The 12,228-nt window shown below is 35.0% G+C and carries 14 protein-coding genes; 1 reads left to right on the plus strand and 13 read right to left on the minus strand.

Annotated elements, in window-relative coordinates; all coding sequences use genetic code 11:
- The first annotated feature begins 180 nt into the window (after positions 1–180).
- A complete protein-coding gene (gdhA, locus tag HMPREF2701_RS02090; protein ID WP_070481994.1) occupies positions 181–1,527 on the plus strand; it encodes an NADP-specific glutamate dehydrogenase in 1,347 nt (448 codons plus the stop codon).
- Between the two features lie 93 nt (positions 1,528–1,620).
- On the opposite strand, the gene HMPREF2701_RS02095 is transcribed toward gdhA, so the two are convergent.
- The 13 genes from HMPREF2701_RS02095 to HMPREF2701_RS02160 all read right to left on the minus strand — a co-directional run bounded on the left by HMPREF2701_RS02095 (position 1,621) and on the right by HMPREF2701_RS02160 (position 12,020).
- On the minus strand, positions 1,621–2,265 hold the full coding sequence (locus tag HMPREF2701_RS02095; RefSeq protein WP_061590084.1) for a TetR/AcrR family transcriptional regulator: 645 nt from the start codon (positions 2,263–2,265) through the stop codon (positions 1,621–1,623).
- A gap of 16 nt (positions 2,266–2,281) precedes the next feature.
- Positions 2,282–3,286: an NADP-dependent oxidoreductase gene (locus HMPREF2701_RS02100; protein ID WP_061590083.1), complete on the minus strand. Its 1,005-nt coding sequence runs from the start codon at positions 3,284–3,286 to the stop codon at positions 2,282–2,284.
- Positions 3,287–3,610: 324 nt separating this feature from the next.
- Positions 3,611–4,066: a hypothetical protein gene (locus HMPREF2701_RS02105; RefSeq protein ID WP_061590082.1), complete on the minus strand. Its 456-nt coding sequence runs from the start codon at positions 4,064–4,066 to the stop codon at positions 3,611–3,613.
- The gene (locus HMPREF2701_RS02110; protein ID WP_020901491.1) at positions 4,067–4,708 is read right to left on the minus strand and encodes a hypothetical protein; all 642 of its coding nucleotides are present in this window, start codon (positions 4,706–4,708) and stop codon (positions 4,067–4,069) included.
- Positions 4,705–4,992 (minus strand): hypothetical protein, encoded by a 288-nt coding sequence (locus HMPREF2701_RS02115; protein ID WP_004259684.1) that lies wholly within the window; start codon positions 4,990–4,992, stop codon positions 4,705–4,707. The genes HMPREF2701_RS02110 and HMPREF2701_RS02115 overlap by 4 nt, the downstream gene beginning before the upstream one ends.
- Before the next feature lie 307 nt (positions 4,993–5,299).
- On the minus strand, positions 5,300–6,343 hold the full coding sequence (locus tag HMPREF2701_RS02120) for an SPFH domain-containing protein (RefSeq protein ID WP_061590081.1): 1,044 nt from the start codon (positions 6,341–6,343) through the stop codon (positions 5,300–5,302).
- Between the two features lie 248 nt (positions 6,344–6,591).
- Positions 6,592–7,791: a tyrosine-type recombinase/integrase gene (locus HMPREF2701_RS02125; RefSeq protein WP_000039764.1), complete on the minus strand. Its 1,200-nt coding sequence runs from the start codon at positions 7,789–7,791 to the stop codon at positions 6,592–6,594.
- Between the two features lie 15 nt (positions 7,792–7,806).
- Complete coding sequence (locus tag HMPREF2701_RS02130) at positions 7,807–8,037, minus strand: DUF3173 family protein (RefSeq protein ID WP_025171321.1); 231 nt, start codon at positions 8,035–8,037, stop codon at positions 7,807–7,809.
- Positions 8,038–8,071: 34 nt separating this feature from the next.
- Positions 8,072–9,463 (minus strand): Rep family protein, encoded by a 1,392-nt coding sequence (locus HMPREF2701_RS02135; RefSeq protein ID WP_070481995.1) that lies wholly within the window; start codon positions 9,461–9,463, stop codon positions 8,072–8,074.
- Positions 9,464–9,847: 384 nt separating this feature from the next.
- Positions 9,848–10,570, minus strand: coding sequence for an ATP-binding protein (locus tag HMPREF2701_RS02145; protein ID WP_070481997.1), 723 nt, complete (start codon positions 10,568–10,570; stop codon positions 9,848–9,850).
- A 1-nt stretch (position 10,571) separates the two neighbouring features.
- Complete coding sequence (locus HMPREF2701_RS02150) at positions 10,572–11,153, minus strand: hypothetical protein (RefSeq protein WP_000906374.1); 582 nt, start codon at positions 11,151–11,153, stop codon at positions 10,572–10,574.
- A gap of 55 nt (positions 11,154–11,208) precedes the next feature.
- Complete coding sequence (locus HMPREF2701_RS02155) at positions 11,209–11,619, minus strand: hypothetical protein (protein WP_000545051.1); 411 nt, start codon at positions 11,617–11,619, stop codon at positions 11,209–11,211.
- A gap of 14 nt (positions 11,620–11,633) precedes the next feature.
- Positions 11,634–12,020, minus strand: a complete 387-nt coding sequence (locus HMPREF2701_RS02160) for a hypothetical protein (RefSeq protein ID WP_000047113.1) — start codon at positions 12,018–12,020, stop codon at positions 11,634–11,636.
- Positions 12,021–12,228 lie beyond the last annotated feature (208 nt).

Genomic DNA, 12,228 nt, shown 5'->3' on the forward strand with positions numbered 1-12,228 from the left:
CTTTAATAAAATCATTTAGAAGAAAAACGTTCGTTTTTTATCTATTTTCAAAAATCCTCAAAACTAAATGTCAAAACTAAATTGATAGAATTTTTAGAAAATTTCTGTTTTTTTCTTTACAGTAAAAAAAATTCTGCTATAATGACTCACATAATTAAATTAGAATTTAAGGAGAACGATATGACATCTGCTAAAGAATATATCCAAAGCGTGTTTGAAGCTGTGAAAGCTCGTAACGGGCACGAGGCTGAATTCCTCCAAGCTGTTGAAGAATTTTTCAACACTTTAGAACCTGTATTTGAAAAACACCCTGAGTATATCGAAGAAAATATCTTGGCACGTATTACTGAACCAGAGCGCGTGATTTCTTTCCGTGTTCCTTGGGTTGACCGTGATGGAAAAGTTCAAGTAAACCGTGGTTACCGTGTTCAATTCAACTCAGCTGTTGGACCATACAAAGGCGGACTTCGTTTCCACCCAACTGTAAACCAAGGGATTTTGAAATTCCTCGGATTTGAACAAATCTTCAAAAACGTCTTGACTGGACTTCCTATCGGTGGAGGTAAAGGTGGATCAGACTTCGATCCTAAAGGTAAAACAGATGCTGAAGTGATGCGCTTCTGCCAAAGCTTCATGACTGAATTACAAAAACACATCGGCCCATCACTTGACGTACCTGCTGGTGATATCGGTGTTGGTGGACGTGAAATTGGTTACCTTTACGGTCAATACAAACGCCTTAACCAATTTGATGCTGGTGTCTTGACTGGTAAACCTCTTGGATTTGGTGGTAGCTTGATTCGTCCAGAAGCAACTGGTTACGGTTTGGTTTACTACACTGAAGAAATGCTTAAAGCTAACGGTAATAGCTTTGCTGGTAAGAAAGTTGTTATTTCAGGTTCTGGTAACGTTGCTCAATATGCTCTTCAAAAAGCAACTGAACTTGGTGCAACTGTTATCTCTGTATCTGATTCGAATGGTTATGTCATCGATGAAAACGGTATTGACTTCGATCTTTTGGTTGATGTTAAAGAAAAACGTCGCGCTCGTTTGACTGAGTATGCTGCTGAAAAAGCAACTGCAACCTACCACGAAGGTTCTGTATGGACTTACGCTGGAAACTATGACATTGCGCTTCCATGTGCTACTCAAAACGAAATCAACGGTGAAGCAGCTAAACGCTTAGTTGCTCAAGGCGTGATCTGTGTGTCTGAAGGTGCCAACATGCCAAGCGACCTTGATGCCATCAAAGTTTACAAAGAAAATGGTATCTTCTACGGACCTGCCAAAGCTGCCAACGCTGGTGGTGTAGCCGTTTCAGCCCTTGAAATGAGCCAAAATAGCCTTCGCCTCTCATGGACTCGTGAAGAAGTTGATGGACGTCTCAAAGACATCATGACAAACATCTTCAACACAGCTAAAACAACTTCAGAAACATACGGTCTTGATAAAGACTACCTTGCAGGAGCAAACATTGCTGCCTTTGAAAATGTAGCAAACGCTATGATTGCACAAGGTATTGTTTAATATTCATTTGCTTAATCCTCAATCGCTTCGATTGGGGATTTTTATGTTGAATCAAAAAAACTCACCATTAACAGTGAGTTTTAACATCCGAATTTATTTTACTTTCATTAGGGCAGATGACAAACATTCAACAATCTCATCAACTGCTTCATCTATGTTTATAGTTCCTTCATCATTCAACATCATGGGAATAAGATAAGAAAAACTCAATGCTAAAATGTATCGAACAATTCTTTCATTTGACCAATTTAGAATAAGTTCTTTTTCTTTAAATTGATTTAAAACAGGGCTAATTGGTTCTATTATAGATTGAACAATAATATTTCCTAACTGGATAGAAAGATTTTTATCAATAAAAGAACGCCCCAAGAGAATTTTAACATGCATTTGGTTCTCCTGAATGAAAAAGAGCCTATCTCGAACAATACTTTTTAAAAAGAAGGGAAAAGTTTCCTGATCTACTGTGAAATTTTTTTCTGAGAAATCCGCAATCACTTCTGGAATAACCTGTTCTAGAAAAGTAGATAAAATGGCTTCTAAAATACCTTCCTTCGTTTTAAAGTAACTAAAAACAGTTCCTTCTGACACTCCAGCTCGTTCGGCAATAAGGCTGGATGTTGTATTCTCAAATCCAATTTCTGAGAATAATTTTAAGCTTGATAATAATACTCGACGTTGTTTCAAGCTCAAGTTGCTAACTTCTAACGTCTGAGCATACTTTTGTTCTAAACTTTCCATTGCTAGCACCTCTCTTCTACTCTCTTACTTTTACGACTTTTTTGCCTCGACTGTGTCCCATTTTCAGACTACGATAGGCTTCTCTAACTGACTTTAGAGAAAAGTCATACACTTGATCAATTTTCAGCTGAACCTTCCCGTCTGAGACCATTTCAGCTAAAGTGCTAAAATCATCATATGTGGAATGTCTCGGACCAGTAAACTGAGCACCTTTTATCATAACATAGGGCGAAGGTACTAATGTCCCAATAGCTGTCCCTTTCAAGCCTAAACTAAAAGCCAATCTAACATAATCAGATCCATAACAATCCAAAAATTTTGTAATAGGCGTTGGACTAGCTGATAGAAGAGCCTTCTTGATATTCTCTTCGTAACTTACTGGTATGGCACCTAAAGACTTCAGATACTCTGCATTTTTCTTACTTGCTATTCCAATCACTGTCGCCCCCTTAGCAACTGCATACTGTACTGCAATACTTCCAATACCTCCTGCTGCAGCTGAAATAACAACAGTATCTCTTGAATTTAAACCGATTCTTCTAAAAGCCCCACCCACAGTTAGAGCAGCTACTCCCATAGTAGCTGCGTGAGTCATGTCGATCATCTCTGGATTCAATACAATTTCTGATTCATTGACACAAATTTCTGTTGCTAAAGCTCCCCTCTTAGTTCCCAAACCAGGATCACTAATCATTGTTCCAAACACCTTATCTCCTACTGAAAACCTAGTTACTTCATTTCCAACTTCTGTAATAACTCCAGAAAAATCTCTCCCCACACCTCTTGGAAATAAAGATGATTTAGATTCAAACCAACGACTTGGTTTCCTTAATTTCGTTATAAAAGATAGAAATCGAAGGGGTTTCGCTCCCTCAAAAGTTTTATAATCAATAGGATTTAAACCAACAGCATGAACTTCTACTCTCACCTGATTTACATCCAAGGCTGTAGAGTCTATCTTCAGCAAATCCAAGACCTCTTCGTTACCGAAACGACTGTACTCTATTGCTTCAACAACCATTTTCTTTACTCCTTAATTTCACAAAAATTGAGTGAACACTCATTTTTATAAATTATACTCTTAATTTGTAAGAAAATCAATATTATCGTTTGATAACGATTTATGACATGATACAAATATCCATCATTTCGATTTACCAATATGATTCTTTCAATCTAACTCTCCTCACTTTTAAAGATTCCTTTCCCTTTTGTGCCCCATGACAGATAAAAATAAAAACCGCTACTCCTAAGAATAGCGGTTTTTTAAAGTAAACAAACTTACTAGGTTTTAAAAACAATATCAAAATAGCTATAAGATAATATCATTTCGATTATCCTAAAATCAAGAAACTATAAAAGTTTTACCGCAAGTTGCACAGGTCAATTGAGTTCCAATTACTCCATCTGTTGGCTTATAACAAGTAGGACAATAAACACGTTTTGCTGATAGTCGATAAGATAACTCATCTCGAAATTCTTTCCCTTTAATTTCAATAACATCTTCACCTTGTTCTTCAAACTTAAGAACTGTTATCAAAGCTTTATCATATTGTTTCATACGTGGCTGTTTCAAAAATAAAAAAGACGATATAATCAAAAATAGGAAAAATAAAACAAACAAAATTGTAACTATTAAAAGCCACATAAAGTAGAAATCATAAAGTAAACCTTCTTTTTTTCCTAAAATCCATCTTATGTAGTTATCAATGTACTGATAAAATTTCAATCCGGTGACAATACATATGAAAGATACTATAGGATAAACAACCTTGGAAATGATTAAACGATAGCGTCTCATTTATATTTCCTTTCTAGATAACCATGCACCACAATAATCACATGATTTACCTTGCCCTAGGTCAAGCAGATTCTCACCACTACATGATGGACAAATAACGGGATATGTATTTTTGTTAATCTGGTGCTTTTCAAATAAAGTGAATAAAGCTTGTATTTGATTTCGTTTCTTGACTTCTTCTTGTCTCCTAGACTCACAATAAGTCATTACCAAAATTAAAATCACACTAAGCAAATACCAAGGAACTAAAAGAAATAAAAATCGAATAGACCATTCCCTAGATTTTTCATATTCAAAAAATGATGATAAAATGATTAAAACAAGCATTTGAAGTAAATTCTTCTGTTTTAATTTCTTCAAGGAAAAGGAATCTTTAATTGTTTCTCGAAACAAATATAAAATAACTAAAGCAACTGGCACAAAGGTAACATTTTGAAATGATAAAAATAAAAAACTGATAACAACGGGAATTCCAATAGATTTTGCCAAAATTATAAAATCAAGATTTTTCAATATAAAGATTCTTGGTTCATCATCTATAGAAAAGATAGCAAGTGATAAAACTACAAAACAGAGTATTACTATATTTGAAATTAACCAATGAAAGCCTTTTTTCCAATTATTCTTAATATACTGTTTCACCTATCTTCTCCTCTAGTTGCTATATATTCTCTATAAAGAGCTTTCCCATTATATATCTCATCCAAAGCTTTGACTTTAATTTTTATATTTTCTAAAATACCAAAGCTATAAAATGCAAAGGATGACAAAAAGAAACCTGATAAAGAAAAAATAATAGGAATCAATATTGAGAAAATCGGCCTACCATGTTCAAGAAATAGAGTTATAGCCCATAGTGAAAGAAAAAATGTTGCACTTGTTAATCCCATAAAAAGTATACTTAATAAACGAAATACTTGGTACATCCAAAATATCCTCCTGTCATAGAACTTGTCTAAGTAATCCCTTACTCTTTTAAAAAGATTTCCTAATATCTTTCAGGGAATCATTGTATTTATTCATACATTTCCATACTTAGAATTACATAAATTGAATGATTTAAAAATACAAACAAAGAAATCATAGTTTTCAAATTTCTAAGAAAAAGGGAAATTCTGGCAATACCAGACTTCCCAAATAAAACAAAAGTAAATTTGAAAATGTAAAAAATCAAAGATTAAAGATAATGCTTAAACAAGATTGATATAAAAATGATTTTTCCAATCATTTGAACTATCTTTCGTGCCCGCAATTAGAACAGAAGTTTGCTCCTTCCAAAAAAGCAGTCCCGCATTGGCTACAAAACTTAGCTAAGCCTGTTTCTCCTTTGAGGTCAGTTTGATGCTGATTCACATCTTTGTCAAATGAATTCCTATCTTCAATCTGATCCACCAAGTTGCTAAATTTAGCTCCCAAGGAAAGTCCCATAGCTATTTCCACGCCTGCTCCCATTAGATTTCCTGCAGAATCATTATTTTTTGCTGCCTCTTCTAAAAGATCAAATTGTCTCTCTTCTTGATAAGTATACTCTTCAATATCTCGACCAGCCTGCTTGCTTTTGGCTTCCAAAATTTGCTTGTGGAATTTAAAGATTTCTCTATATCCATTGCTATTCTGATTTACCTTTAAAGCCTCAATGTTAAATTCCTCAATACTAATTCCATATTTAGAAAAATGGCTGGATAAAATAGCTGACAAAGCAACAGACATATCAAAACTGTGCATCTCAATATCAAGAATTGGAATCTTATGGTTGTATATTACTTGTGAAATAGCTGAACTAATCAACCCACTAACAGTTTGTCTAAACCGTTTTTGTAAAATAGGAGCTGTTATAATATCGGGGTGACTTGGCATAAATTCTAATATAAAAGCTTCTAAGTCTACAATTCGAGGAATGAAATTCCCATGTATTTTCAATTCTACAGGAATATCACTTTCTGGATCTCGAACCATTATAGGAGAAGAAGTTCCCCATCCAATCGGTTGTAAATCATACATATTCACAAACCACAAAAACAATGAGTCAGACGAAATACCTCCACTTAGAAAGTTTTTTATTCCTGAAACTACTTGAATATCATATCCTTCAATCTTATGTTTACCAGCATCATAAGTAGTTACTGCTCTTCCATTTGAAAACAATACAGCACACTGACCAGGGTTTACAATTACAGTTGCTCCTATCTTGATATTCGTTTTAGGATGTCTCCAAGCAAGTATATTCCTTGTATCTTCACCTTCATAACGAATAACATCAAACAAATTTAATGCCATCTTTTCTCCTCTAAAATGAAAACTATAAATTATAAGATTAATCTTCCATACCTATATTACTATTATATAACCCATTTATTGAAAAGGCAACTCATACTTATAAATTATTATCTTTGGAGCAATCCCCTATATAAAACAAGAAAAACCGCTACTCCTAAGAATAGCGGTTTAATCATGTTTTTAAGCTACTAATGTAGTCGCTCTATTATTTAAGAGTAATATGAGCATAGTGCTCACAAACCTTGCTATTATGCGTTTTTCTTTCCTGTTTCTACCCGTGGGGGTGTTTGTAGGGGTGTCAAATTTACCCCCTCCTTTTGCAATAAGTCGGTAATTTCATTGCCTACCGTTTGCTGATTGGCATTATAGAAATGTGAATAGGTATTTAGGGTAGTTGCCTTATCAACTCGTCCAGAGCGTTGTGAAACTGATAGAACATCTTTTTTAAGGACATTTATCATAAACGAATCATGACTGTGCCTTAATCCTTTACCTGTAATTTCAGGAACTCCAGCCAATTTGGCGTGTCGCTTTAACATTCTTGTCAGGGTGGATTTTACCATAGGTTCTCCAAATTTTGACAGGATATAATCATCATCAGCATTTGAGACTTGGACTGCTCGCCAGCGTTCAAGAACTTTGATTGTTTCATCATCTAAATCAACGAACCGTACACCAGCTTCCGTTTTGGTCTGTTCCTTACGCTTATAAATGCCACCTTTGAGTGCTTCTAAGGTTGAATGGACAAAAAGCCGTTTATTATACTTATCAAAATCTGACCATATCAAAGCAAAACCCTCGCTGACACGAACGCCAGTCATATAATATAACCAAGTTGTGGTGTAACGGTGCAAGTCCTCGTAATCAGTCAAATCAAAAGTAGATAGGACTTTTTTGAACTCGTCAAAAGTCCAAAATTTTGTATCAGGTCGCTTGCCTTTTGGATTATCCAAAGCCTTGCAAGGAAAATTCTTGATATATTCCATACGCTCGGCATAGCCTAAACATTGCTTAAATCTTATCCAAACGCACTTTGCATAGTTTGGAGAATAATCAGCAATCAATTTCAATCGAAATCTTTCGCATTCTCGAGGTCTAATATCACGCAGTTTCAACTTTCCAAAAATTTCAATGAAAAGCTGAAAATGAGTAATGGCTGTTCGATATGTAGAATCCTGAACCGTCTGCTTATAGTATGGAAGAAAAATGTCTTCCATATACTGGGCAAAAGTCAAATTATAATCCGAGTAATCGAACTTATCATAAAATTCAACCCTAGCTCGACAAAGCTCATCATAGGCTTCTTTTTCACTTTCAAAAGGTTTCCCCCACATATTGCGGTATCTTTTGAAGCGTTGCCTTTTTCCAGTAGCAGAAGCCTTAAACTCCGTTTGACAGTAAATCCGTCCCTTGCTATCCCTAAATACACCTTTATATTTTTTAGACATTGGTTTCAAATCCTCCTAGTGTGAAATTTGAAAACCCAGTAACTCCTCTACAATACTAGTAGGAGCTAAGTCTAATCGCCTATTATCAAAAGGTGATTTACTTAATTTTACTATATTACTTGAAGAATTGCTAGCTTCTTCAAATCGTGTAACTGCAATCAACTTTGCTTCCTTAATAATCTGCTTTGATGCTGTTTTTGAAAATCCAAGCTCAGTCAATTTTTTATGATTGATAGTTTCCATCAAAACCTCTTTCCATGATATAATAGAGGTACAGAAGTTACTTTTCTTCTGTACTATGTTCAGCCTCGTCAGTGTCGCTCGCCAAAGTGTCTGACGAGGTTTTTAGTTTATAGTCCCAATTTTCCCATTGGTTGTTTAATCCTATCTTGGCTAGTACTAACTCAAGAAGATAAGACTTGTTAGCCAATCTAGCATTTGCGGAAAAGTCATAAGATAGGTAAACATCTATATCAGTTTTAGGAATTTTTCTCCTACGCTGATAGACTTTTGTAGGGCTTGATTCAAAATATACTAGATTTTCCCTCTCACTCTCCAAACTAATAAGAAAGTCAAATCGTCTTATATACTGGGATAAATCTTCTCTATCATTCCCCTTGGTATGATAGAAAAATTCTAAAGGGTGCTTGGTGCTAGTGATGATGATAACCTTAGCTGACCCTATTCTGTTCTGATAGCGTGCAGAAATTGGACTAATACTATATGGGTCAAGAATTTTCAGCCAATCAGAAGCTGTCAGACTATCTCCCCTGACATCATCAAGGAGTAAGATTTCTTCTCCATTGACTTCATCAAAAATATTCGTTCCAGCCGTTAAAACTGATTGCCATTTTTGACCGTTAACGCTCGCTAGTTGTTCAAGCAGAGAAACTAATTCCTTGGCTAGTCTAGTTTTACCAAACCCCGATTTACCATAAATAAAGAGAATAGTTTTTTTGAATAAGCCATTTTCTAAATCTTGTTTAGTCCGTGTTCCCTTGATTTCGCCAATGGCTCTAAAGGCTTCATTTATCCTTGTCTTATGAACGACATATAGCAAATGATAAGAGGGATTTAATAAGAGTTCTTGCTTTGTGATACGCTCATTCAGAATATCGTCAAGCAGTAAATCAATATCCTCTTGTGTTTTTTGAACTTCCTTTTTAGCTCGTCCTTGTAGCCAAGATTTTTGCCGTTCCTGATAAACCTCTTGATAATCTTTCCCAAGAAGTGTGATAACTTCATCAGGATTGTACTGATGTTTATCACTATCTTTAGCATGAATGATATAAGCCAGTAAATTATCATAACCGTAACGACCTGATTTAGCTTTCTCAAGGTATTGAGGTTCAATACCGATATGAGCTGCTAATTCTGGCAGAGTTGCCCCTTTAGAGAATTTTAACAAGGCATGAATATGTGGCTCAACTGGTTTAGTCAGTGTTGATTGAGTTTCAATATCGAAAAGCTCTGTAAAGTCCTTATCATGCTTTATCGCATAGGCTTCTGCTACTGTCGCAACTTGATTAACTCGTTCAATGATTTCAGCTAGTATTTTTTTAATATCTTCTGATTCTATGGTTTCTTTATCCCAACCATTTTTCCAGTAGTCAATATCGAACTGTTGAGTTACTAGAATAGAATCTAAGACAGTTTCTTTTCTCTTGCTCATTTGAATAGTTAAACTCCTTTGTTTTAATTATTCTTTTAACTATTCTGTGGTTAAACCGTTGACAAGCCCAGTTTAACCACGCGTTAGGAATAGTTAGAATTAGATTTAATAAATGTTTCCTTGGGGCTTCGCCCCAAACCCCAGCCTCTCCTGCCCGATGAAGCCCCACCACACCAAGAATACGCTTGCCAACTTGCAAGGTACGGGGTAGTATTTTTCTTCTCTACACTCTTGCCTTCGGCACCGTTTCGCTACGAAAAATCTCCACCCCTCAAGCCCTTGCAAGCCGTCATTTTCCTGCTGGTGGGGCGTGCCGACACTAAACCGATGATGAAACTTCAAAAAAGATTACTGTCGTACTTAACAAGTGTAGCAGAAAAAGCGCTAGCTATATCTTGAAAATAGCTCCTGCATCCGTTGATTTAAACGTTCCTCGTCTCTTACTTGAATAGTACGAAACATCTTGACAGGTTCTCCCTCAGGTTGGAAATAGCCATATCCTCGCGGTTTTACTATGACTTCATCTTTTTCCATATCAGGGAAAAGAAGTTGTCTGTTGTTTGTGGCTAGCAGAAAGCTAGTTGATAAGGATATAACACAATTAAAATTGTAGCGCCCTGGAAGGTCAGACATCAAGAAACGTTGACTAGATAAAACGATTCGCAAACCTAGACTTCTACCCATGCTATTCATCATCAACATCTTTGACAAAACATCTTTGTGTTTTTTCTTATCTGTTTGTTCAAGATATGCAAGAAAGGCTTGCCACTCGTCGAAAATCAAGTAAAGGTTATGAGAGTTTTCTTCTTGCTTATTTAGTCTCGCATCAAAGCGTTGGTAGACTGTTTCGAAGAGTTTTAGACAGTTAAATCCTCTTGCGACATGGTTGCCAGCCATTGAAAACATCTTTTCATCTGCCTTGAAATCCATAAAATAGGCTTCAGCAGTTTTTTCATAAAAGGAAATCAATCCTAATAGCCTCCGTAAAAAGGTTGATTTTCCTGACCCTGACGGTCCTGCAATTATCCAAGCGAAATATTGGTTAATATCAATAGAAACAGAGGTAGGGTGTCCTCTGGTATTGATTTCAAAGATATTTTTTAACATCTTAAAAATCCTCCTCTTTCTCAACACTAGACTGTCTTGTCATACGATTGTAGGTAGCTTCTTTAATAGGTTTTACATCAAATTTACCTACCCAACCAGCACTTACATTTAGTTCAACAACCAAGGTATCTAAACCAAATTCATCAGTATATTTTGAAAGAACCCCCATAAAATAATCTTCAAGGGAACTCTTTTCGGTTTCATTCAAATTATTTGTAAGATAGACCCAAACATCTACACCACCAGTGGTAGCAGGGGAAACTGTTTTTATACCCAAATCTTGAAAGAGTGTTTGATTTAAATGGTTAACAACATTTTTGAGAACAATTGATTTTCTTGTTTGTAATTGCTCAGTTTCTTTCTCTTTTGACCACCAATTAAAGAGTTTCTTTATTAAAGATATAATAGTCTGTATTTGAACTCCGGATAGTAGGAGAGATTCATTAAAAAGATTAGTTTCCCTTTTATGAACAGTTCCTGACAAATATAAGAATTTTCTTTTTAGAAAAATGAATAAAACATTAAGAGATTGCCAAATAATTGCGAACATTAAAGATTTTAATAGTAAATTTAAAATTAACATTGTAAATACCTCATAAAGTATGTTATCGCCCAATATATGGGCGATAATATACTAACTACGCCAACCACTCGGAACGATAACCTACCTCAATCCATAGGGTTAGATGCACACAAGATTTTTTTATCTTTTCGTTGTGAATAGATAACTTTTTTATTGTTAATAATGGAATAATTCCTAATCTTAGCTGATTCAGAGTCAATTGCCAATTTAGCTGATTTTTTAAATCATTTTGCTGAGACTCACTGATTTGATTAGAGATTTCGAGTTTTTGAATGTATGTCCCTTTAAACATCTTTAGTTCGTAGGATTCAACATTATTGATAGAAAGACTCGATTTTCCTAAAAATTTAACTTCTTTATCTACAGATAAGTGTAGAGAACGATTTAAAATTTCTTGACACTTAGTCTTAGGTAGGAGAGTCAAATTTGTAGGATAAGTTAGAACTTGAGTTTGATTCTCGTGCATAGACTAATCCTCCACTATAATACTTCTTCAATGTTTAAGACTAAATCAATTCCTATTGGCTGTTGGAACTTATTTTGCTTAAAACTGATTTCAGCATTTGATAAATCAACAACTTGTCCTACTAGACTAGATAAATCCTGATTACTAAAACCACGTAACTTAACCTTAAACTTAGGCACATTTGAAGTTCTATTAATTTGGGAGTAAAGTTCGTATTCATCAGATTCAGCACATTGTAAACTACCGTAAGCTATAGCTGGTTTGTTATCTGCTGCCTCGATTTGACCTGTAGAAAAGCTCATTACAATACCTTCTGTTGGCAAAGTAAATTGCTCTTTTACAACTTCGTTAAATTCTACTGGATTAGCAAAAGTGTCCAGCACACTTCTTGATTTAGACATAATCGTCCTCCTCTCGAAAAAAATACATGGTCAGACTTTCTAGAATGCTGACGTGCAATGAAACTAATTTCGTTTACAAGTTCATTTTACAGAAACTCTATTGTTTTTTCAGTACATAATCTTATTGGAAAAAGTTTGCTTTTATCCCCAAAATGTGATAAACTTTTTTAAAAAGTGTTTTCCTTTTCATAAAAAGTGCGTTTTTTTT

It is taken from the genome of Streptococcus sp. HMSC077D04, assembly GCF_001808785.1.
GTDB lineage: Bacteria > Bacillota > Bacilli > Lactobacillales > Streptococcaceae > Streptococcus > Streptococcus mitis_BX.

Excerpts from the sequence above, each read along its gene's own strand:
- gdhA (WP_070481994.1), top strand. The coding sequence starts at position 181 with ATGACATCTGCTAAAGAATATATCCAAAGCGTGTTTGAAGCTGTGAAA.
- HMPREF2701_RS02095 (WP_061590084.1), bottom strand. The coding sequence starts at position 2,265 with ATGGAAAGTTTAGAACAAAAGTATGCTCAGACGTTAGAAGTTAGCAAC.
- HMPREF2701_RS02100 (WP_061590083.1), bottom strand. The coding sequence starts at position 3,286 with ATGGTTGTTGAAGCAATAGAGTACAGTCGTTTCGGTAACGAAGAGGTC.
- HMPREF2701_RS02105 (WP_061590082.1), bottom strand. The coding sequence starts at position 4,066 with ATGAGACGCTATCGTTTAATCATTTCCAAGGTTGTTTATCCTATAGTA.
- HMPREF2701_RS02115 (WP_004259684.1), bottom strand. The coding sequence starts at position 4,992 with ATGTACCAAGTATTTCGTTTATTAAGTATACTTTTTATGGGATTAACA.
- HMPREF2701_RS02120 (WP_061590081.1), bottom strand. The coding sequence starts at position 6,343 with ATGGCATTAAATTTGTTTGATGTTATTCGTTATGAAGGTGAAGATACA.
- HMPREF2701_RS02125 (WP_000039764.1), bottom strand. The coding sequence starts at position 7,791 with ATGTCTAAAAAATATAAAGGTGTATTTAGGGATAGCAAGGGACGGATT.
- HMPREF2701_RS02135 (WP_070481995.1), bottom strand. The coding sequence starts at position 9,463 with ATGAGCAAGAGAAAAGAAACTGTCTTAGATTCTATTCTAGTAACTCAA.
- HMPREF2701_RS02145 (WP_070481997.1), bottom strand. The coding sequence starts at position 10,570 with ATGTTAAAAAATATCTTTGAAATCAATACCAGAGGACACCCTACCTCT.
- HMPREF2701_RS02150 (WP_000906374.1), bottom strand. The coding sequence starts at position 11,153 with ATGTTAATTTTAAATTTACTATTAAAATCTTTAATGTTCGCAATTATT.
- HMPREF2701_RS02155 (WP_000545051.1), bottom strand. The coding sequence starts at position 11,619 with ATGCACGAGAATCAAACTCAAGTTCTAACTTATCCTACAAATTTGACT.
- HMPREF2701_RS02160 (WP_000047113.1), bottom strand. The coding sequence starts at position 12,020 with ATGTCTAAATCAAGAAGTGTGCTGGACACTTTTGCTAATCCAGTAGAA.